This window comes from Azonexus sp. (assembly GCF_030824335.1).
Lineage (GTDB): Bacteria > Pseudomonadota > Gammaproteobacteria > Burkholderiales > Rhodocyclaceae > Azonexus.
In genome coordinates, this window is record NZ_JAVBXX010000013.1 from 120,218 (window position 1) to 140,881 (window position 20,664).

General features: G+C 58.9%; 18 protein-coding genes. 11 read left to right on the top strand and 7 right to left on the bottom strand.

The features are described from left to right. Positions 1-282 precede the first annotated feature (282 nt). Together RCI20_RS09895 and RCI20_RS09900 are read left to right on the top strand one after the other, a co-directional pair. Complete coding sequence (locus RCI20_RS09895; protein ID WP_306604973.1) at positions 283-528, top strand: AbrB/MazE/SpoVT family DNA-binding domain-containing protein; 246 nt, start codon at positions 283-285, stop codon at positions 526-528. Further along, positions 528-875 carry a type II toxin-antitoxin system PemK/MazF family toxin gene (locus RCI20_RS09900; RefSeq protein ID WP_306604976.1) on the top strand — a complete coding sequence of 116 codons (348 nt, stop codon included), beginning with the start codon at positions 528-530 and terminating at the stop codon, positions 873-875. The genes RCI20_RS09895 and RCI20_RS09900 overlap by 1 nt, the downstream gene beginning before the upstream one ends. A 182-nt stretch (positions 876-1,057) precedes the next feature. Here the strand turns inward: RCI20_RS09900 and RCI20_RS09905 are convergent, their stop codons facing one another. After that, positions 1,058-1,555, bottom strand: a complete 498-nt coding sequence (locus RCI20_RS09905) for a hypothetical protein (protein WP_306604978.1) — start codon at positions 1,553-1,555, stop codon at positions 1,058-1,060. Positions 1,556-2,101: 546 nt separating this feature from the next. On the opposite strand from RCI20_RS09905, the gene RCI20_RS09910 reads away from it, so the two are divergent. Continuing rightward, positions 2,102-2,374 (top strand): helix-turn-helix domain-containing protein, encoded by a 273-nt coding sequence (locus RCI20_RS09910; protein WP_306604980.1) that lies wholly within the window; start codon positions 2,102-2,104, stop codon positions 2,372-2,374. Between the two features lie 149 nt (positions 2,375-2,523). Here the strand turns inward: RCI20_RS09910 and RCI20_RS09915 are convergent, their stop codons facing one another. From RCI20_RS09915 to RCI20_RS09930, 4 genes are all read right to left on the bottom strand, one after another. After that, positions 2,524-2,847 (bottom strand): DNA-binding protein, encoded by a 324-nt coding sequence (locus RCI20_RS09915; protein WP_306604982.1) that lies wholly within the window; start codon positions 2,845-2,847, stop codon positions 2,524-2,526. A gap of 99 nt (positions 2,848-2,946) precedes the next feature. Next, positions 2,947-4,200 (bottom strand): tetratricopeptide repeat protein, encoded by a 1,254-nt coding sequence (locus RCI20_RS09920; protein ID WP_306604984.1) that lies wholly within the window; start codon positions 4,198-4,200, stop codon positions 2,947-2,949. A gap of 106 nt (positions 4,201-4,306) precedes the next feature. Next, complete coding sequence (locus RCI20_RS09925) at positions 4,307-6,217, bottom strand: CHASE2 domain-containing protein (RefSeq protein ID WP_306604987.1); 1,911 nt, start codon at positions 6,215-6,217, stop codon at positions 4,307-4,309. Further along, positions 6,218-7,531 carry a FecR domain-containing protein gene (locus RCI20_RS09930; RefSeq protein ID WP_306604989.1) on the bottom strand — a complete coding sequence of 438 codons (1,314 nt, stop codon included), beginning with the start codon at positions 7,529-7,531 and terminating at the stop codon, positions 6,218-6,220. It abuts the gene before it with no gap. Between the two features lie 177 nt (positions 7,532-7,708). Between RCI20_RS09930 and RCI20_RS09935 the strand changes: the two genes are divergently transcribed. The 8 genes from RCI20_RS09935 to RCI20_RS09970 all read left to right on the top strand — a co-directional run bounded on the left by RCI20_RS09935 (position 7,709) and on the right by RCI20_RS09970 (position 18,058). After that, on the top strand, positions 7,709-8,407 hold the full coding sequence (locus RCI20_RS09935; protein ID WP_306604991.1) for a Crp/Fnr family transcriptional regulator: 699 nt from the start codon (positions 7,709-7,711) through the stop codon (positions 8,405-8,407). Between the two features lie 87 nt (positions 8,408-8,494). Beyond that, positions 8,495-9,304 carry an ABC transporter permease gene (locus tag RCI20_RS09940; RefSeq protein WP_306604993.1) on the top strand — a complete coding sequence of 270 codons (810 nt, stop codon included), beginning with the start codon at positions 8,495-8,497 and terminating at the stop codon, positions 9,302-9,304. Next, on the top strand, positions 9,294-10,547 hold the full coding sequence (locus tag RCI20_RS09945) for an ABC transporter ATP-binding protein (RefSeq protein ID WP_306604995.1): 1,254 nt from the start codon (positions 9,294-9,296) through the stop codon (positions 10,545-10,547). Before RCI20_RS09940 ends, RCI20_RS09945 begins: the two co-directional genes overlap by 11 nt. After that, a complete protein-coding gene (locus RCI20_RS09950; protein WP_306604997.1) occupies positions 10,548-11,498 on the top strand; it encodes a hypothetical protein in 951 nt (316 codons plus the stop codon). Further along, entirely contained in the window at positions 11,498-12,406 is a 909-nt protein-coding gene (locus RCI20_RS09955; protein ID WP_306604999.1) for a hypothetical protein, read from the top strand. The genes RCI20_RS09950 and RCI20_RS09955 overlap by 1 nt, the downstream gene beginning before the upstream one ends. Beyond that, entirely contained in the window at positions 12,403-13,656 is a 1,254-nt protein-coding gene (locus RCI20_RS09960; protein WP_306605001.1) for a radical SAM protein, read from the top strand. Before RCI20_RS09955 ends, RCI20_RS09960 begins: the two co-directional genes overlap by 4 nt. 3 nt (positions 13,657-13,659) lie before the next feature. Next, positions 13,660-15,471, top strand: a complete 1,812-nt coding sequence (locus tag RCI20_RS09965; protein WP_306605003.1) for a PIG-L family deacetylase — start codon at positions 13,660-13,662, stop codon at positions 15,469-15,471. Positions 15,472-15,487: 16 nt separating this feature from the next. Further along, positions 15,488-18,058: a glycosyltransferase gene (locus RCI20_RS09970; RefSeq protein ID WP_306605005.1), complete on the top strand. Its 2,571-nt coding sequence runs from the start codon at positions 15,488-15,490 to the stop codon at positions 18,056-18,058. On the opposite strand, the gene RCI20_RS09975 is transcribed toward RCI20_RS09970, so the two are convergent. Then, positions 18,055-18,816 (bottom strand): glycosyltransferase family 2 protein, encoded by a 762-nt coding sequence (locus tag RCI20_RS09975; RefSeq protein WP_306605007.1) that lies wholly within the window; start codon positions 18,814-18,816, stop codon positions 18,055-18,057. The two genes, RCI20_RS09970 and RCI20_RS09975, sit on opposite strands and share 4 nt — an antisense overlap. An 18-nt stretch (positions 18,817-18,834) precedes the next feature. Next, positions 18,835-20,658, bottom strand: coding sequence for a glutamine--fructose-6-phosphate transaminase (isomerizing) (gene glmS, locus RCI20_RS09980; protein ID WP_306605009.1), 1,824 nt, complete (start codon positions 20,656-20,658; stop codon positions 18,835-18,837). Between the last annotated feature and the right edge of the window lie 6 nt (positions 20,659-20,664).

Sequence of the window (20,664 nt, forward strand, 5' to 3'; positions counted from 1 at the left end):
TGTGGGTTTACTGTCACAAACCTCACTATATGTGACGAAGCCCGATAGTGGCAGCGGGGGGCTTACGGACTTATAACAAGCGTAGATCGGAAAAAGCCTGGCCGAACAAAAGTGATTGCCCGGCGTTGGTCAGGCCACCTCTGCCTGCAGGCTGATTCGATTGGCTGTCGCCCGGACTTCCTTCATGCGTCCATGTCCAGGTAGTACCTTAGCGGATGTGTCCTACTTGAATAAAACATCGAGTTATACTTTAACAGTACTTTTGACTGACAGGAGGTTTGAATGCTGCAAACCCTACGCAAAGCTGGCGGCTCGCTGGTAATGACCGTGCCCAAGATGTTCATTGACCAAAATGGTCTGAGCGAAGGCTCCCAGGTAGAACTGCATCTTCTGGGCAAGAAGATGACTGTTGAGGCACCGACCCGCCCGCGTTACAAACTGGCTGACCTGATGGCTGAAATGCCGGAAGGGTTGCCGCGTGTTGAAGGCTGGGATGAAATGCCCTCGGTTGGTTTGGAGAACGGCTGATGGCGTATCTGCCGAACCGTGGCGACATCGTGCATCTAGATTTCGATCCATCCCCCGGTCGGGAAATGAAAGGCCCGCACTTCGGCCTTGTCCTGAGCGGCAAGGTATTTAATCAGCAAGGACCGGCGATGATTTGCCCGATTTCTCAGGGCGCCGCTGCCGCCGCCCGTACCTACGGGACTGTCGTCACTTTGATGGGAGCTGGCACCGAGACTCAAGGCGCAGTGCATTGCCATCAGCTGAAGTCACTGGACTGGCGGGCGCGGAATGTGCGTCTCAAGGAAACGGTGCCGCAGTACATCGTCGATGAAGCGCTGGCTCGAATCGAAGCCATTCTGTTTGAATGACGCCAAGGCATCAGAAGGGGTAGTCCCAGCGCAATTGAAAGCTTCAAGGTGCAATAGCGCTTGACGCAGGATATCAAGGAAGAGGCACGCGCCGGCAACCTCAAGAGCTTCAACGGTGTTGAGGCATTGATGGCGGACTTGCGTGCGGAAGATTGATCCGACCAGCCAATTCAGGCGCGCAATTATTCCCTGGATTGCTCTTGGAACAGCGCTAGCGCTCGCTCAAGGATGTGCCTATCGGCTATATCCTTGTCGCGTACGGTCTGTTTGGTCCGCAGAAGACCTTCAATACTGACTGTTCTGACCGGAATGCCTTCCAAGTCTACGGCTACAGCGTATTTCTTAAGTGTGTCATACGTCTCGCCGCACGCATTCAGCATGACATCGACCAGGAAGGCATCTGCCACCCGGATGTTTTCACCCTCCGCAAACCATTCTGGCTGCAAGTCCTTGGCGACTTGATCCGGCAACACCATCAATGCTGCCTTTACCTTGGTTCCTGATTCAATTGTTGCCGGCACCAACACATCGATGTCGGTTGTTGCTCGGTGGTATCCATGCACAAATAGTGCGTACCCTCCAATGAGCAAGTAATCGACTTGCTGCCTGTTCAATGACTCAATCAGGGTTTTCAGGTCTTCCAGTGATGCCGGGCGACAATATTCACCTGTGTCGTCCATTCACTCGCTCCAATGCAATTTTTGCCATTCCCTTGGTTAAGCATTCAAGTTGATGCTGGTTGGCGTCTTCGTGAGTATTGAACCGATACACCCCTTTGGGAATGAAGGTTGTGTCCCCCGTAGGGAGCCGATGTATCTCATCATTGAATCGAGCGCCTTCAGCAAGGAGTGCACCGGAAGCAAGAAGGCCAATGGGGCGCTCTTTGCGCTGACCTACTGTTCTCATGCCAGGCTCCTTTTCATAGACAGATGAATAATACACCGACCTTGAAAACGTGCGGCCGACCTCGCAGAATCCCTTGGCCGAGCAGCGCCTTTGATTTTGCGGGGATCCGGATTTTCCAGTGGACGAGTGCCGTTGCGTCGCAGCATTCTTGTCGTGAACGATGGGTGAATCTGGACCATCTCTAGCCGGACCTGCTTTCCGCCAGTCCAAGCGAAGTTCGTCGTCTTTGGTCTGTACTGCCGCCTAATGATTGATATGTCGCGCACTAAGCCGCAATACTGTGTGCTATGGCAAACATTAAACCAACCCACCCTATCGACGTGCGGGACACGCTTCGCCAACTGGGCGAGCGAATTGTCATTGGGCGGAAAGCTGCCGGGTGGCGCCAGGTCGATCTGGCAGACCATGCCGGAGTGAGCCGCTCCACCTTGGTCGAGATCGAAAAGGGCTCGCCCCATGTCACTATCGGTAACTACCTGGCGGTCCTGTGGGCACTGAATGTACTGAACGACGTGGACAAGATTGCCGCCCTGGAATCTGATAGCCATCGGCTAATGGCCAGCCGACTACCGAAGAGAATCCGCAATGGCTAAGAAATCGACGCCCATCCTGGTGTTCCGTCCGGGTAAAACGAAACCGGTGCGGGCTGGCGTCTTCTACTGGGCTCCCGCCGAAAAATAACCAGATTGCCAATGTCGTCCATCCCACCACCAGCATGGGGGGGGATATGTGTGGCAACTAGCTACGCGATTTCGACGACTCGCACATCGAATGCCACTTTAAGCCACTTCCGTACTGCGCCAAAGATTGCGGCAAGATTGTCCATGCTGGGGTTACCCTTTTGGGACAACATGCGGTGCAGGCTTTTGCTGGGCTTGCAGGTCAGTTCGGCCAGACTCTCAAATCCGACCGTTGCATTCACGAGATCGCGAAGGATAAGGCGAGCAGCCTCAGGTTCGCCACTAAGAAAAAGCGTAGCAGCTTCATCGAGAAGTGCTTTGGCAAAGGCGGGATCGCGCTGGACGCGCTCGACAACGGTTTGTTTGAAATCACGGGTCAACGTCATGCTTTCTGCCCTTTCTTGGCTGCGGCAAGGTTTTTCTTCCTTACCTCGTATTGCCTAGTTCCAACCGGGTCTTGGCGACCGTCACTTTCGCAGCCTTCCTCACCAAAGGTGACGCAGCCCGATGGTGAAAATGGTGTTGCGGGGGGAGAACAGCGGGATGTTGGCTTTCTGGTCCAGCCATTCAAGCCCGACATAGGGCTGCAGGCCGCCTTGCAGCCAGCGGTATTCCATGCGGTAGGTGTGGCGCTGGATCTGGCGGCGGGCGTTGTCTTCCAGCAGCGAGCTGTAACCTTTGGCGTCGTCCTGGCGGTAATACTCGTATTCGCCGCGCAAGCCGCCGCCGGCAAACGGCACGTGGCGGGAAAGGCTCAGGGTGTATTGCTGCTGCGCGCCACCGGGGCGTTCGTCGTTGACGGGAACATCCCGCCCGGCGCGTAGCTGGAATTGCCAGCCGCTTTGCACACAGGTGTTGTTCAGCAGGATGCCAGCGTAGCGGCCGTCGAATTGGCGGTTCGCCGGGTATTGCGTGGCGTGCATTTCGCCGCCGTAGCGAATGCGACAGTTTTGCAGGCTGGGTAACTGGAGCGAGCGAACGCCCCCGGCCCCTGCTTGCACTTGCCACAGGGCAAGACTGCCTCCCCGGTAGATTTGCTGGGCCAGCACTGAGCTGTACCAGCCACTGTCGCCGCTTGGCGCACGCTCCACCCCGGCGCCCAGGTGGCCGATGTCGGCTGGCGAGTGCTCAATACTCCAGCGGTAGCTGCCCATCAGCACGTAGCGCCAGCTTGCAACAGCGCTTTGGTGGAATTCTCTTTCGTGGGTGATTTCGGCGCGCAGGAAGCTGCCACCACGCGGACGGTCTGCGTCGGCAATTTCAACAGGCAGGTAGCCTCCGGGCAAACTGAGTTGCAGGTTGGCGTAGCGGGTTGCGCCCAACAGGTTGTCGTCGTAACCGACAGAGAGGCCAATCTGGGTGCGCCGGGCCGGTTGTTGCCAGAGCGCTTCCTGGCGGCGGCGCAGGATGCGCAGCAATTCTTCATGAATTCTGGGGTCGACCGCAGGATTTTCAGCTAATTGCCGAAGCAAAGCGTTTGCCGAGACGTTATCGCCAACCCCTTCAAGCGCCAGTGCGTATTCAAGATGCACTGGCCAACGCTGCGGATCGAGCAGCATGGCGGATTCCAGGCGGTCGAGCGCTTCACTGTAGCGCCCGGCAACATTGAGCAAATGACCGAGTGCATGCAGGAAATCGGGGGACTTGTGGCAGTGCGCTTCGCTATCAAGCAGCTTTTCGATATCCGGTTCGGCGGGCCGGCAGATGTCCGGGGTGGTGGCTTGCGCTGGCGCCAACATGGCCAGCTGCAATATATATAGCACGCCTGCCGCAGTTACCCGGCGCCACTTTTCGGGCCTTGCAGGTAGTGCTTCGGTCAAGCGTGCTGGTTTGTTGTTATGCCCGCTAATCCCCACTGCATTCCTTGAGTGGGTAAGCGTAGATATGGCATGGCGATTTCAGGCCTTCGAGCAGGAAGCTGCCTTGCGAATTGAGCCGATGGTCGCCCAGACTGGCAGCCATGCCTTCTCCCACCAGGATCGGGTGGGCGAGTTCGGCGGTCATTTCCTGCAGGCGGGCGGCGGTGGTTACCGTGTGACCGATGGCCAGGTGGGTACGGCGCCGGGCCAAACCGAAGGAGCCGACGGTGGCCATGCCGGTTTCCAGACCGATGCCCAAACCGAGCGGCGCCAGGTCTTCGGGCAGCGGTGGCGGCAACAGTGAACGGCTGGCTTGCAAAATATCGAGTGCGGCACGCAGCGCGCTTTCCGGGTCCGGGCCGTTGCCGGCTGTTCCCCAGACAGCCAGCACAGCATCGCCCTGGAAGGATTCGACCTGACCGTTGTGCTGCTCGACCACCTTGGTCACCATCGAGAAGAACGCATGCAGCACGGCGGTAGCGGCTTCCGGCGGGTTGGTTTCGCAGTAGCCGGAGAAATTCCGGATGTCGGCAAACAGGACGGTAATGTTGGCCCGCGTGGCGTCGATGGTGTCGGAGGGGTCTTGCCGTACCAGTGCGGCAGCAACGGAGGCCGGCAGGTAGCTGGCGAGGTGGTTGTAGAGGCGGTCGCGCTCCAGACGGCTGCGCAGGTGCTCGACAAAACTGAGGATCAGCGCCAGCAAGCAAAGGAACATGCCAACTTGCACCCACTCCAGCCACAGCGCAAAGCGCACCAGCAACAGGGCTTTGAGCAACCACAGCAGCGCCAGCAGCAGGGCCGTACCAGTGACCAGCAAGAGCGGGCGCCCAGTGCAGAAACGGGAAAGTGCCAGCAGCAGCAGCGTGCCAGCCACTGCGGCCAAGGCCTGGTAAAGCAGGCCCAGGCGCGGCGTAACCGGGAGATGATTATCCAGCACGCCGTGCAGCAACTGGGCATGCACGGTCAGGCCGGCACCGCTGCCGCCGAATGGCGTGGCGATGCGGTCGTTGAGGCCAAGCGCCGTGCTGCCGACCAACACCCAGGCATTGGCCAACAAGCCTTGCGGCACCCGCCCAGCCAGCACATCGGCGGCGGACAGGCTGATGAAGCTGTCCGGTTGCAGCATCCAGGGAATGCGCACATTGCCTTGGTCATCGAGCGGCAGGCCGTCACGCGTCAGGCTGGGGCCGTAGAGCTGCCAGTCCGGTCCGAACAGGCCGCGTCCGGCTTCGAAGCGGAGTTCCGGTTTGTCGAGCGCCTGACCAAGCGCAGCAATGAACAGCGCCGGGTATGCCTTGCCTTGATCACAAATGATGCCGGGCTGGTGACGAATGACGCCATCGACTTCGATACGCGGCGTGATGTGCCCGGTGGGCAGACCGGACAAGCCGGCGTGATTGGCAATGTGCCCCTTGGCGACCGGCAGGACTGGCGGACAGGCGGCCCAAGGCAGGGCACCTGCCGGGACGCCGCTGGCGGCACCGGTGTTTTCTTCCAGGGCAAAGACCTGGCCGAGTACGGCATTGTTCTTTTGCAGGCTGCGCAGGAATTGATCGTCACCTGCTGCGGTCGACGGGAAAACCATGTCAAAAACCTGCAGCGCGGCACCTTCGGCATTCAGGCGATCACTGAGTTCGGCCATGCGGCTGCGCGACCACGGCCAACTGCCGAGTTGTTGCAGGCTGTTTTCGTCGATATCGACCAGGATGATGCGCCGTTCGCGTTCGCCGCTGGCCGCCATGCGCCAGATCCAGTCAGCCGAGCGCTCTTCAAGCACGCGCAGGGTGGCGGGAAAGCTGAGCAGCAACACGACCCACGCCAGCACTGCCAGCAACAGGGCCAGCAGTGCACTACGGGGCGGGGTTTCAATCAGCCGAAGCGAACGCAAGACAGACAATCAACGTCCCCAGAGTGTCAGGCCATTGACCGTGCCGTTGGAGAGTTGCTTTTCAAAGCTGTAGCCAGCTTGCAGGCCATCAGTACTGAAAGCGCCGGCAACGGTTTGTCCTGCCGAACTGGAAACCAGCAAGCCACGGTCGGTAATGGTGCCGCTGGCTTTGAAGTTGTCCTCGCCGAGCGACGGACTTTTCAGCGTCATGCCGGTGGTGAAGGTGGAGCGGGCAAAATCGGCTTGCAGGCTGGCATTGCTGATTTGCACGTTTTCCGACGGGCGATCGTAAGCAATCGGCTGGGTGAAGGTGGCGGAGTAGCTGGAAAGCTGGAAATTGGCCTGACTGCCGATGGGCTGGAAGGTTTTCAGCTGGCTTTCATCGCGATACAGGCTGACGAAGAAGTTACTTGCCACCAGCGTACGCCCGGCCTGCAAGGCTTCGTCGTAACGTTCACTAATGGTGTTTTCCGAGACGTTCCAGCCCATGGTGTTGTGCAACCAGATCAGCGGCAGCGTGCGGGCATTGACCCGACCTTCATCCAGCACATTGCTGGCTTGGGAGTCGCTGGTCCGCATCTTGTCGCGCGCATCCACCGTACTAACTTCACCCCGGCGGGATTCGGCCAGCGCATCGGCAATGCCGTTACGGGCCAGCAGATCGACTGCCGGTACAAGGCGCGGCGCACCGCTGCCATTCTTTTGCAGGTATTCGAGCATCTGCCCCGACATGTCGGCATTCAGGGTCGCCGCCTGATCGGTCAGACAAGGGCCGAGCGTGCTGGCGCAACCACCGGCCAGCGGCGCCATGACGATGGCGCCGGAGATCACGGAGGCGAAAGTATTGCCGCCTTCGACCTTGACGATGAAGTCGGTTCCCTTGACGCCAATGGCGGCAATCGGGGTATTCAGACGAAACCGGTCGCGGCTGGCTTCGCCCCATTCGCCGGTCACCGAGCGCACGACGCCTTCTTCGAGCCGGAATTTGATGGCAGCCTGCGTGTTGGCACCACCATTGGTGTAGGACTCGATCAGCAGACGGCTGAGGGGCCGGACACTGACCAGCCCGCCGTCAACAAAACGGATATGAACGTGACCACCGGCAGCGGTTTCAATCTGGTCACCGGCCCGGATGCGGTCACCCCGCGCCACGGATTGCAGCGCGCCCGCCGGATTGCGAATGGCACCCTGTCCGATGACAGTGGTGATCTGACCAACGATTTCCTGTGGCTCCTGGGCGGCCGTCGCGGCACCAGCCCCAAGCATCAACCCGAGGCAGGCAAGCAACGCGGCAATCGAGGTTTCGAAGCTTCTTGCAGCCATGTCTTGCTCCTGTTTCGTACAACTGACAAGCGTTCAATTATATTGGACCGGGGCGCCCGGTTCTGTGTTCCGCATCACATCATCAAGATAATGTTTTTGCACGCCTTTCATGACAATCTGCTTTAGAATGGATTCCTTAGCGCTTGTTTATTTGAAGAAAAATACCAACCAGACCGCATGCCCGTCCCGTTTCAATACCTGGAAAAATTCCCGCTGTTGCAATCCCTGCCGCAGGAAACCTTGTTGCATTTGTCGACCCTGGTTTCCATACGACAGTTTGCCCGCCGGGAAATGGTCAGCAGCAAGGAGCAGTCCGAGTTTTCGCTCGGCTTCCTGCTGGAAGGCCGCTTGCAGGGTGTCGATTTCACCGTGGATGGACGCGCCGTCGGCCTGTACTTTGTTGAGCCGGGTGATTATTTCGGCGAACTGTCGGTCATCGATGGCAACCCGGCGGCCGAACATGTGATCGCCGCCAGCAAGTCGAGCGCCCTGTTCCTGCCGGCCGAGCCCGCCCGCCGGCTGATTTTCGAAAACCCGGCACTGGCGCAGACCGTGATGTCCAAGCTTTCGTCGCGTGTGCGCGAAGTCACCGCGCAGCGGACCTTGCTGGCCCTGCCCAACCCCTTCCAGCGCCTGTGCGTGCAACTGCTGTTACTGGGCCGCAGCTCGATTGGCGGCGAAGACCTGATCGATCCGGCACCGACCCATCAGGAACTGGCGATCATGATCAACTCCAGCCGTGAAACCGTCACCCGCAGTTTCCAGCTACTGATTCTGCACGAGGCACTGGCTCGCGACGGCAACGCATTGAAACTGCTGCGCACCGACTACTTGCTCGACATCGGTGAAGGCCGTATCGAGCCCCCCAAGGCTTGAGTGTGCGGTAGCCAACTGCGATAAGCGCCGGCCTCGGTTACAATCCCACTCTTTTTTCCGGTAGCCATTTTGCTTCGCTGTTTCCTGATGCCCGGGTTGCGCTCCGTTCTTCTGGCGCCGCTGCGCCACCCAACGCTTTTCTGGCAATTCTTGCGCCGCGAGATACTGGGCCGTTACCGGGGCTCCATGTTTGGTGTTGCCTGGGCGTTCATCACGCCACTTTTGATGCTGGGCGTTTACACCCTCGTTTTTGTCGGCATTTTCCGCCTGCGCTGGCCCGGTGCCGAGCAGGCCGGCGGCATGGCTTTCGCGTTGCGACTTTTCGCCGGCTTGATGGTGTTCAATTTCTTTTCCGAAGTGGCGGGACGCGCCGCGAGTTTTTTTGTCGAACAGCCCAATCTGGTCAAGAAGGTGGCTTTCCCGCTGGCCTTGTTGCCGTTCATTTCGCTCGGCTCGGCCTTGTTTCACTTTGGCTTGAGCCTATTCATCCTGTTTGTCGGCACCCTGTTCGTCGACCATCAGTGGTCGGCCACGCTGCTGCTTGTGCCTGTCGTGTTGCTGCCCCTACTCCCCTTGCTGCTCGGCCTGTCCTGGCTGCTGGCTTCGCTGGGGGTTTTCGTGCGCGATATTGCGCCAGTCGTCAGTCTGTCGATCAGCTTGCTGCTCTTCCTCTCGCCGATTTTTTATTCGATTGAATCCTTGAAGCCGGAATGGCAGTTCTGGATGCACATGAATCCACTGACCCCAGTGATCGAAAATCTGCGCGGCGCAATATTCATGGGCATGGCACCCGATTGGGCTGCCTGGTCGCTATCCATGCTGATCGGGTGCCTGGTCGCCCTGTTTGGCGCCCGTGTCTTTTTGGCCTTGCGCCCCGGTTTTTCCGATGTCCTCTGACACCATTGCCATTCACGCCGAGGGCTTGACGAAGAATTACACGATCTTCGAACGCCCGCTGGATCGCCTGAAACAGTTGATTGTCGGCAATCGCCGGCAGTATGGAAAATCCTTCGCCGCCTTGTCCGATGTCAGCTTCTCGTTGCCCAAAGGATCGGTGCTGGGCGTGGTTGGCAATAACGGCGCCGGCAAATCGACCTTGCTGCAGTTGATCTGCAACACCTTGACGCCTTCCGCCGGTTCGCTGTCGGTGAATGGCCGGGTTGCCGCGCTACTGGAACTGGGCGCCGGCTTCAATCCGGAATTCACCGGGCGGGAGAATATTTTCCTGAATGCGGCCGTGCTCGGCCTGTCATCGGACGAGATCAAGGCGCGTTTCGACAGCATTGTCGAGTTTTCCGGCGTCGGTGCTTTCATTGACCAGCCGGTCAAGACCTATTCCAGCGGGATGTATGTTCGCCTGGCTTTCTCCATCGCCACCTCGGTGGAGCCTGACATCCTGGTGATCGACGAGGCGCTTTCGGTCGGTGACGGGGCGTTCGCCCGCAAGTCCTTCGACCGGATCATGGCGCTGCGCGATGCCGGCACGACGATCCTGTTCTGTTCCCACGCGATGTATCACATCGAGGCGATCTGCGATCAGGCCTTGTGGCTGGAAGGCGGCCGGGTTCGGATGCTCGACAAGCCGGAAATCGTTACCAAGGCGTACGCCGCCGAACTCATCCCGGCGAACGATTTGCCTGCCGCAATTGTCGAAGCGTCGCCAGCGGCGAACCCTTCGTTTGCCGGCACCGGCACGGCACGCCTGCTGGACGTCAAGGTTTACGCCGACGGCACACCGGGCAAGCACCTGCATCTGACGGCTGGACAGTCCGAATTGCGCGTTGCGGTACGTTTTCAGTTCGATCCCTGCCTGCCCATGCCGACGGTGGCTTTCGGCATCGAAACCTTGTCCGGCATTTCCGTCACCAGCGGCGGCACACTGTTCGATGGTGCCGCACCGCAACTGCAGGCCGAGGGGCTGGCGACTGTCAGCCTGTCGTTCCCGGCCATTGCCTTGATGCGGGGCCGCTATCGTCTGACCATTTTCCTGGCCTGCGAACGCGGCATTCATGTCTACGATCACGCGCTTTATTGCGCCGAGATCGAGGTGCTGCATGATGGCGCGGAGCAAGGGTTCTGCTTTATTCCGCACGCCTGGAATGACAACCCGGCCATTCTCGTTCCGCCGGAAAAGCAGTAAATGCTGGAAACCTGTCTTCTTGCCGACGATGAGCTGGGCGTTGTCCAGCCGCTGTTCGAGCAGGTATTCAAGCACCCGATCAGTCTTGATCTGTTGCGCTGGAAGTATGCGAACCGGCGTGGCGAATCCTGGATGGTGCGGCAGGACGATCAGTATTTGCTGCACTGCGGCACCTTGTTCCGCAAGGTGCTCGTGGGCGACGAGCATTTCAGGGTGATCCAGATTGCCGACTTGATGGCGCCGCCGAAGCAAAGCGGACTGACCCGACAGGAAGCGCCCTTTCCGATTTTGCTCAAGCATATTCTGGGACGGCTGCCCGGCCCGGAAAACCCCCATGCCATCGCTTTCGGCTTCCCCAGCGGCCGCGCGATGCGACTTGCCGAGCATGTCGGCGTGGCGACTGCGGTCGACCACTGGATGGAGCTTGATTTCCCTGCCTTGCGCCACCCGCTGGCCGCACGGACCAGCGAACTTGCCACGCTCGGTGCCGGCGAAACGCCCCGGCTCGATGCGTTATGGCAGGCCATGCACGCCAGCCTGGGCGATGCGCCGCTGGTCTGCCGGGATATGGCCTATCTCCATGATCGCTATATTGCCTACCCCGAAAAGTCGTACAAGCTTTTGCTGCTGGAAAGCCGCTGGCGGAAAAAAGCGCTCGGCTTCGCGGCAATTTCCTGTGCCACGGGAAAGCCTGAGTTACTCGACATCGTTGCACGCTGGGATGACTTTCCCGAAGTGATCCGGGCGATACAGCACTGGGCCTGGACACAGCGGATCGGTGGTTTCGGTTTTTGGCTGACGCAGGGATTTGCCCGGCAACTGGCACCTTTTGCTGCGCATTGCCATGCGACGCAATTCAGGATCATGGGCAACCCGTTCTCGCCCGCCCCTTTTCTGTCGGCCACCCAGGGACGCTGGTGGCTGACCGGCGGCGATACCGATTACCGCTGATGATTGATCCCGCGTTGCTTGCTTTTGGTCATCGTTATTGCCGCCAGTTGAAGATTTTCAGCTGGCTGGCACGTTGCGGCCTCGCCCGCCCCGGGTCAGCGGCAATATGCCGACTCGGTCGCTGGCTCAGTCCTTACAAGGCTTACCGGGCAAAGATACAGGGGGCCATGGAATCGGCACTTCCGCTGGCAAATTCCGACGCAATCTGGCTGGCCTGGCTCGATAATCACACCCGTTTCGTGACGGATTTTCTCGCCTACCCCACGATGGATGCGCACTGGGTCAAAGAGAACGTCAGCTTCGAGTCGGCGGATGTTTTTTCTCAGCTATGTGCGGGTGGCGGTCTGTTCCTCACTTTTCACACCCATCACCAGAACACGCTGGCCTGTTTGCCAGGTCTTGCCGGTGCAAGCGTTTCTGCCGTCGCTGCCGCCCCGACAGAATCGCCTCTGTATCCGGTGATCGGGCACTGGGCCGAACAACTCAACCGATCATCCGCCTGCCACTTCAATGGCGGGGAATATTTGTTTACCAACGACCTGCGGGGATTGGCGAAAAAGCTGCGACATGCCTTCACGGCCGGACAGGTGGTGGTGTGCCTGGCCGACGTCAATCAAGGCGACAGCGATGGCGCCACGGTAGAGCTGCTCGGCCGGCGCATTGCGCCGCCAACCGGGGTGATCGAAATGGCCTTGCGTTTGAATGTTCCGGTGTTTGCCGGGATACTTTCACCTCGCGGGCAAGGCTTGATCCTGAAAACTGTCCGGATCGAGACACAAGAAACCCTGAACGGGACATTACGCGCGTATTTTTCCCTGCTTGAACAGTCGATCATCGCCGACCCTGCCTGCTGGCAGGGCTGGGAATGGTTTTCTGACTTGCCGGTTATTGCGGAGCATCAAACATGAAAAACGAATTTCCGGCAGCACACGCTGATTCAAGCACCGATGAAAACATCACTGCCGCCTGGCAGGCTGCCCATCCGCATCTGATGCCTTATCGCGATACCGATAGCACAAGCGGAAAAATCAGCAGCGTCTTCGCCCGCCTGCACTTCGCCAGCGGACCTTGGGTAGACATGGCCGAGGTGCATTTCGATCGGGCGGCACAGCAGTTTTTCCTGACGCAGGAAAGCCGCCGGAAAATCGAGATGGAAACCCCGGCGACCAAGGGTTTGCCGGTCGATGCGGTCGATGCACGGCTGTGGTTCCAGCAGCCGACCATCATCAATATCGAACCGACGACCCGTTGCAATTTCAGTTGCTGGTACTGCATCGGCCGTCACATGGTGCAGGACGACATCACGCTGGAGAACTTCGGCAAGATGCTGGACAACTTCCCGAGCGTCAAGGTGATTGCGCTGGTTGGCGAAGGCGAGCCGCTGCTGCACAAGGACTTTTTCACGATGGCGGGGATGGCGAAGGATCGCGGCATCCGGGTGATGATCATTTCCAATGGTTCGGCCTTCAGCCAGAGCGTGATTCGCCAATTGTGCGAAACGGAGATTGCCTATGTGTCGATTTCCATTGACTCGCACGTCCCGGAAACTTTTGCCGAATCCCGTCTGGAGGGCAATCTGGACAAGGTGTGGCAGGGCATCCGGCGACTGCGCGAGTATCGCGATACAAACGGGTTCAAGTTCCCCAAAATCGCCTTGAAGGGCACGCTGTTCGAAGCGACCCAGGACCAGTTGCCAGCCATTGTGGATGCGGCGAAGGCGAATGGTGTTGAAATATTCGAGAGTTTCCAGGCGCTCAATCCAAAAGAGAGCTACGTACGCATTTACCCGGCAGGCCAAGCCAGGGAACTACCGGTGGCCAGCACGGTACAGCAGGCGATCAACCGGGATTCCCTGTATGGTCGAACTCAGTTGCAGGCTTTCCAGGATTTTTGTACCGAAGAAAACCTGGACTTCTTCCCGACACTGCAAAGCCCGCCCAGCCGCCGGAATTGCAGTGAAACGTGGATTTACTCGCTGTTATCCGGCGATGTGACCCCCTGTTGCCAGATCAAGACGCCGCCCAGCCAGAACTGGAACATTTTCGAACGCTCACTGGACGAGGTGATTTCCGACCCGGATTACGAGAACATGCGATTCAATTTATGGAATGGCATATTCCCGCGATACTGTGAAGGATGTTGGAAAACCCGTCCGTAAACCATGAACGAATCGACCCTTGTCCCCTATCAGGCCAGTGCACTGCCCGTAGCGCGCAGCGTACTGGTTCTTGCGCCCCACCCGGATGACGAAGTTTTCGGCCCCGGTGGGCTGCTGGCGCTGTTTGCCCTGAACGGTACACCGGTTGCTACGACGGTCCTGACTGACGGCGCCTTTGGCTTGCAGGGGGAAACCAGACAAGCGCACATTCAGCTACGTGAGGCAGAAAGCTGCCGCGCCGCGGAAGTGCTGGGCATTGCCCGGCCAGACTTCTGGCGCATCCCGGATCGGGAACTGGTGTATGGCGAAACCCTGATTGCCCGACTGATTTCTGCCATTCAGGCGGCAGATGCCGATTTCGTCCTGGCGCCTTCGCTTGCCGAAATGCACCCGGACCACCGCGGCCTCGCCATGGCAGCCGTTGAAGCGGTGCGCCGACTCGACGGCAAGGCCAGCCTGGCCTTGTACGAAGTGGGCGTGGCGATGCCGGCGCCATCCATGCTGATCGACATCACGCCGGTTTTGGCGCGCAAGGCTGCAGCGATGGCTTGCTTTACCTCGCAGTTGGCGGTGCAGCGCTACGATGAACACATCAAGGCACTGAATCGCTTCCGCACCTATACGCTGGGTGGCGAAGTGAGTGCTGCCGAGGCTTTCCATTTCTGGAATCCTGCGGTCGACCGGCTGGCTTGCCGGGAATTGTTCGAGTCCGAATATCAGCGCCAGCACCGTCTTGGCATTCCCATGTTGGGCGGTGATGACATTCCGCTGGTCAGCATTCTGATTCGCAGCGTGGACCGGGACTCACTTTCCCGGACGCTGGATTCGGTCGCGCTACAAACCTATCCGAACATCGAAGTGCTGGTAATCGATGCGCTAGGTGCAGGACACCGCGCATTGCCGGCATTGTGCGGGCGCTTCCCGCTACGCTTCATCGCCGGTGAATCGCCCCGGCCGCGTTCGCTTGCCGCCAATATCGGCCTGGAAAATGCGCAGGGCAAATACATCCTGCTCCTCGACGATGACGATATCGTCTACCCCGATCACATCGAGAAACTCGCCCGGCATCTTGAGCAGGGCACTCGTTCGCTGGCGGCTTATACCGGGATTTCTGCGGTCGACCGTGCCGGCAAGGAGATTCATTCGTTTGCACTGCCGGCCCCCGGCGCGCGTTTGTTGATCTCGAACTACATTCCGATTCATGCGGTTTTGTTCAGCCGACTGCTGGTCAGTCAGCATGGATGTCGCTTTGACCCCGCCTTCGACACCTACGAAGACTGGGATTTCTGGTTGCAGGTCGGGCAATACACCGATTTCGACTTCGTCCCCGGCACCAGTGCCTTGTATGTGGTCGATACGAATCCGGAACACCCGGTCCATGACCCGGCTGAAATACGCCGCTGCGCCGAGCGCATTTACCTCAAATGGTCTGCCCTCAGCCGTCCGGATAAACTGCATCGGCTCAGAGAGTATGTGCAGGATCTGGAAAACTCCGTCGTCAGTTATCGTCGGGAAATCAGTGCGACAGCAACAGAATTGAGTCAGGGCCGCAATACAATTGCCCATCAGGAAAACTCGCTGGTCTCGGCGGGCAATCAGATCAAGGTGCTGGACGAACAATTGCATGCTCAGGAACAGGAAATCAGCCGTCTGCTCCAGGAAAAATCAAAGCTCGAAGAGACCGCATCGGCTTTCGCCATGAACGCAAACAATCTGCAGAATGAATTGAACGCAACGCTTAACTCAAGCTCATGGCGCATCACCGCCCCGCTGCGCTATTTGAAGCATGCTCTGTTACGCATCCGTCGTTTTTAGGGTACAGAACCAAATAATGAACAAATTTTCCAACCTGCTGACGCGTTTGCGCAGGGCTCAATTTTTCAATCCGTTCATTCACGACAGATTGCTGCATGTTTTGCATGGTTCCGGCCCGGTTTCCCGCTTTTTGAATACCGGCATGTGGTTGGCGTTTCATCTGGCACGCCGGGGGCGCGCACTGCACCTGCGCATCAAACACCATAAATTCTCCGGTCCGCGACACCACGCCGTCTCGAGGTCTGACACCAACCCGCCACCGCCCTGGTCGCAAGGCATAACCAGCAACCCCGTGCGCAAGGGTGTGCTGATCATTGCGGAATTGTCGATTCCTCAATGTCGGCGCTATCGCGTCGAGCAGAAAGTCGAGGGATTTGCGTTGCTGGGCATGTCGGCCAATGTCGTTTCCTGGACCGATCAATGCGCCGCCCGAAGCCTGATGCAAACCAGCGCCCTGGTCATTTTTTACCGGACACCGGCCTTGCCGGAAGTGCTGGCGCTGCGCGATGAAGCCCACCGCTTGGGGCTAAAAACCTTTTTCGACATCGATGATCTGGTCTTTGATGTTGCGGCCTATGCGCAAAACAGCAATCTCAGGAAACTGCCGCCCGCCGAGCAGAAGAACCTGCTGGCCGGCGCAGAACTGTATTGCGACATGTTGCGCGCCACCGACCATGCGATTGCCAGCACCCCTGTGCTGGCTGAACGCATGCAGCCCTTCTGCCGGGGCAATGTCTATCTGGTTGAAAACGGTCTGGATGGCGACTTGGTTCGCCTGACCGATGAGGCTGTCGCCTTCCCGGAATCGGACCGCGTCATCGTCGGCTACGGCAGCGGCACACGGACGCACGATGCGGACTTTGCCCTGGCGACCGAAGGCTTGCTGAAGCTGCTTGCCGCATTCCCGCAAGTCGATCTGGTGATCTTCGGCTATCTTGAATTACCGGCCGATTTCACGCCCTTCCTTTCCCGCGTTCGCCGCGTGCCGTTTCTAGCGGCACATGATTATTACCGGGCACTACGCCAGTTCGACATCAACCTTGCCCCCCTGGAAGGCGGGGTTTTCAATGATGCGAAAAGCAATATCAAGTTCATTGAGGCCGCAGTATTCGGCATTCCTACGGTGGCCTCTCCGTGCGCAGCCTTCACCCAGGTGATCCGACCCGGCGAGAATGGCTTCATTGCCGGCAACGCCGACGAATGGTTCACGTCGCTCGCTGCGCTGGTGCAGGACAAAACCTTGCGCCAAAGCGTTGGTCAGCAAGCCAGAACGGATGCCCTGGCGCATTACGCCCTGCCCAATATCGCCCGCTCAAGTCTGGCGCCGATCATCGCGGCAAGCGAAATCCCCCAACCGGCCAAACGCCGCATCATGGTGGTCAATGTGCTGTTCTCGCCGATCAGTTTCGGCGGGGCAACGGTGGTTGCCGAACAATTGGCCCTCGGACTGGCGGCGCAACCGGATACCGAAGTCTGCGTGGTAACCGGTTGCTTCGATGAGACACTGGCGCCCGGTGAAACCCGGCAGTATTCGTGGAACGGCCTGTCCATCTTCGCCATCCGCCTGCTGCCGGGCAGCAAGGTGGACGAGTACAACAACCCGTACACATCACCTTGCTTTGCCGCGATTCTCGATGCGACACAACCCGATCTGGTGCATTTCCACTCCATTCAGATCCTCGGGGCAAATCTGGCCGATATCTGCGTTGACCGCAATATTCCTTATCTGATTTCGTTGCACGACGCCTGGTGGCTCTGCGAGCTTCAGTTCATGGTCAACGACAAGGGTTACTGCGCCCAAAAGGCCATTGATCCGCTGGTTTGCGCCGCTTGCGTACCCGACCCTGCGGCGACCTACCGCCGTCGCTTCATCCTGCAGAACGTATTGAAGAACGCCAGCAAGTTGCTCGCGCCGAGTGCTTTTCAGCGCGAGCTTTATGTGCGCTCAGGGCAAGCAGCCGAACATGTCATCGTCAACAAAAACGGCGTACTGCCGGGCAATGCAAGGATTGAGCGCAAGCGCGAGGAGTCAGGCAAAGGCTTGGTCTTTGCCTATCTCGGTGGCCGGGCAACGCACAAAGGCTATTTCTGGTTGAAACAAATTTTCGAGGCCATCGATGAAAGCGATTACACGCTGAAACTCGTCGACATCCAGGCGCGCTTCGGTTCGTCGGGGATGGAGAACGATGACTGGAAGATCAAGGGTGAGCTTGAGATAGCACCACCTTTCGAGGTGGATCAGATCGACGATTTTTACGCTGGCGTCGATGTGCTGCTCTTCCCCTCGCAGTGGAAAGAAAGCTTCGGCTTGACCGTCCGGGAAGCCATGATCCGCAACATCTGGGTCATTGCGACGGATTGCGGCGGCCCGGTGGAAGATCTGGTATCGGGCGTGAATGGCGAACAACTGGCCATGGATGATCTCGCAGGTTTCCGGCAAGCCGTTGTTGATTGCATCAAGCATCAGGCACGGATCAAAACCTATCGTAATCCGCTGATCGAGCAGGTACGGACCTTTGCCGAGCAAAGCATCGAGTTGAGCGAAATCATCGACCAGACGCTTGCCGCACATCCGGCAGCCGTTTAGTCACGCACGGCAAACCCGGCTTTCCCGATGCGCTGGATGTTGGGAAAGCGACCGTAATGTACGGCGAAAAAACGCATCATGCTGCTCAGATGCCAAAACAGGTGGCGCAATTTGCGATGACTGTCGCGCCGAGCGTCGTGAATGACCGAAACGGCTGGAACAACCGCCACGGCGCTGCCATTTTTCCAGCTTCTCAAGCAGATATCGGCATCTTCGTAATACAGGAAGTAGCGTTCGTCGAAGCCCTTAAGTTCGGAAAAAACCCGGCGCTCGAACAACATGAACATGCCAGCCACCCATTCGACAAAGCATGGGGAAGCCCCCGCCCCAAGGTGATGGCAGCCCCGGTCACCCAACAGCACTTTTCTGGCAATCCGCCAGGGCGTCGGGAAATAGCGGGCGCTGTCTTCAATGGCACCGGCAGGTGAGCGGACCAGCGGGGCCAGCACGCCGGCCGAGCCGCTGCGCATGGCTTCGAGCAGTTCGGGAAAGGGGTTTTCCGGCAATTCGATATCCGGATTGAGCGGGCAGAAAAACGCCTCGCTGCAACGCTCGAATGCGGCATTGTGGTTCGCCCCGAAACCTCTCGGCCGGGCATTTTCGATGCACTCCAGCGCCGTATGTTCCGGCAAGGCCAGGCGCTCCGGAACATTCAAGGTCAGGATAATGCGGCTGATTTCGGGGAAGGCCAGCAGGCGCTTCGCCAGTTCGACCACCATGGTGCCGTGGCCGTGACTGACGATGGATACCGCGATCATCGGGCCATCACCGAAGTTTCACTCGACAGTCACCGATTTCGCCAGATTGCGCGGCTTGTCCACATCCGTGCCTTTGACCAGCGCGGCATGATAGGAGAGCAATTGCAGCGGGATGACGTGCAGGATCGGTGAGAGCAGGCCGTAGTGTTCCGGCAGGCGCAGCATATGCACCCCTTCGGATTCCGGGATTTCCGAATTGGCGTCGGCAAAGACATAGAGTTCGCCGCCACGGGCGCGGACTTCCTGCAGGTTGGACTTCAGTTTTTCCAGCAGATCGTCAGCCGGGGCAATGGCGATAACTGGCATCGCGGCATCGACCAGCGCCAGCGGGCCGTGTTTCAGCTCCCCAGCCGGGTAGGCTTCGGCGTGGATGTAGGAAATTTCCTTGAGCTTCAGTGCGCCTTCGAGCGCAATCGGGTAATGCCGACCGCGCCCGAGGAAGAGCGCGTGGTGTTTGTCGGCAAAACGCCGGGCCCATTGCTTGATATCCGGTTCCAGGGCCAGCACCTTGTTGACCGCAACCGGCAGGTGACGCAACTGGTCGATGTAGCTGCTTTCCTGCTCCGCCGTCAGATGATTGCGCACCTTGGCCATGACCAGGGTCAGCAGGAACAGCGCGGCAAGCTGGGTGGTAAACGCTTTGGTCGAGGCAACGCCGATTTCCGGGCCTGCCCGGGTGATGAAACGTAAGGCCGATTCGCGCACGATGGCCGATTCCGGCACGTTGCAGATGGCCAGCGTCTTCATCTGGCCGAGCGCCTTGGCGTGGCGCAACGCAGCCAGCGTATCGGCAGTTTCGCCGGATTGGGAAATGGCCACGACCAGTTGCTTCGGATTCGGCACCGAGGTGCGATAACGGTATTCGCTGGCGATTTCCACCGTGCACGGCACGCCGGCCACGGCTTCCAGCCAGTAGCGGGCAGTCATGCCGGAATGGGCGCTGGTGCCACAGGCGAGGATCAGTACATGGTCGACATCGCCGAGCAAATTGGCCGCATCGGCGCCGAAAATACCCGGCTGGATGCTCTTGCTGCCGCCGACGATTTCCAGCGTATTGGCCAGCGCTTCCGGTTGCTCGAAAATTTCCTTCTGCATGTAATGGGAATAGCTGCCCAGTTCTACCGCTGCGGCAGACAATTGCGATACGTGCACTGGCCGCTCGACCGGCGTGCTGTCCAGACGCTCGATTTTCAGTGTTGTTGCGGTCAACTCGGCAATATCGCCATTTTCCAGATAGACCATGTTGCGCGTGACCTGCAGCAGTGCCGAGGCATCCGATGCGGCGTAATTGCCGGTCTCACCCAAGCCAAGCAGAAGCGGCGAGCCTTCCCGCGACACGACGACCTTGCCGGGCTGACGATGGTCGATGACGGCAATCGCATAGGCCCCGACCAGGCGACGGCAGGCCTGTTGCACGGCACGAAACAAGTCGGGCTCGCTTTTGAGCAGCGACTCGACCAGATGCGCGATGGTTTCGGTATCGGTATCGGATGTGAAGACATAGCCCTGCGCACTCAGTTCGCTGCGCAAGCTTTCGTAATTTTCGATGATACCGTTATGCACGACGGCGATGCTGCCCGAAACATGCGGATGTGCGTTGCGCTCGGACGGAACGCCGTGCGTCGCCCAGCGGGTGTGGGCGATGCCGGTAGATGAGTGTGTGTCAGCAGATGCCGTTTCCAGTTCGGCAACGCGACCAACCGAGCGCACCCGCTCGATCTGCCCGTCGCCGATGACGGCCAGCCCCGCCGAGTCGTAACCCCGGTATTCCAGCTTTTTCAGCCCCTCGACCAGAACGGGGACGATGTTGTTACCGGCTGCTGCCGCGACGATGCCACACATGTTGAA

Excerpts from the sequence above, each read along its gene's own strand:
- RCI20_RS09955 (WP_306604999.1), top strand. The coding sequence starts at position 11,498 with ATGATTGATCCCGCGTTGCTTGCTTTTGGTCATCGTTATTGCCGCCAG.
- RCI20_RS09965 (WP_306605003.1), top strand. The coding sequence starts at position 13,660 with ATGAACGAATCGACCCTTGTCCCCTATCAGGCCAGTGCACTGCCCGTA.
- RCI20_RS09945 (WP_306604995.1), top strand. The coding sequence starts at position 9,294 with ATGTCCTCTGACACCATTGCCATTCACGCCGAGGGCTTGACGAAGAAT.
- RCI20_RS09915 (WP_306604982.1), bottom strand. The coding sequence starts at position 2,847 with ATGACGTTGACCCGTGATTTCAAACAAACCGTTGTCGAGCGCGTCCAG.
- RCI20_RS09930 (WP_306604989.1), bottom strand. The coding sequence starts at position 7,531 with ATGGCTGCAAGAAGCTTCGAAACCTCGATTGCCGCGTTGCTTGCCTGC.
- glmS (WP_306605009.1), bottom strand. The coding sequence starts at position 20,658 with ATGTGTGGCATCGTCGCGGCAGCAGCCGGTAACAACATCGTCCCCGTT.
- RCI20_RS09895 (WP_306604973.1), top strand. The coding sequence starts at position 283 with ATGCTGCAAACCCTACGCAAAGCTGGCGGCTCGCTGGTAATGACCGTG.
- RCI20_RS09940 (WP_306604993.1), top strand. The coding sequence starts at position 8,495 with ATGCCCGGGTTGCGCTCCGTTCTTCTGGCGCCGCTGCGCCACCCAACG.
- RCI20_RS09970 (WP_306605005.1), top strand. The coding sequence starts at position 15,488 with ATGAACAAATTTTCCAACCTGCTGACGCGTTTGCGCAGGGCTCAATTT.
- RCI20_RS09920 (WP_306604984.1), bottom strand. The coding sequence starts at position 4,200 with ATGTTGGCGCCAGCGCAAGCCACCACCCCGGACATCTGCCGGCCCGCC.
- RCI20_RS09905 (WP_306604978.1), bottom strand. The coding sequence starts at position 1,555 with ATGGACGACACAGGTGAATATTGTCGCCCGGCATCACTGGAAGACCTG.
- RCI20_RS09900 (WP_306604976.1), top strand. The coding sequence starts at position 528 with ATGGCGTATCTGCCGAACCGTGGCGACATCGTGCATCTAGATTTCGAT.
- RCI20_RS09975 (WP_306605007.1), bottom strand. The coding sequence starts at position 18,816 with ATGATCGCGGTATCCATCGTCAGTCACGGCCACGGCACCATGGTGGTC.
- RCI20_RS09935 (WP_306604991.1), top strand. The coding sequence starts at position 7,709 with ATGCCCGTCCCGTTTCAATACCTGGAAAAATTCCCGCTGTTGCAATCC.
- RCI20_RS09960 (WP_306605001.1), top strand. The coding sequence starts at position 12,403 with ATGAAAAACGAATTTCCGGCAGCACACGCTGATTCAAGCACCGATGAA.
- RCI20_RS09950 (WP_306604997.1), top strand. The coding sequence starts at position 10,548 with ATGCTGGAAACCTGTCTTCTTGCCGACGATGAGCTGGGCGTTGTCCAG.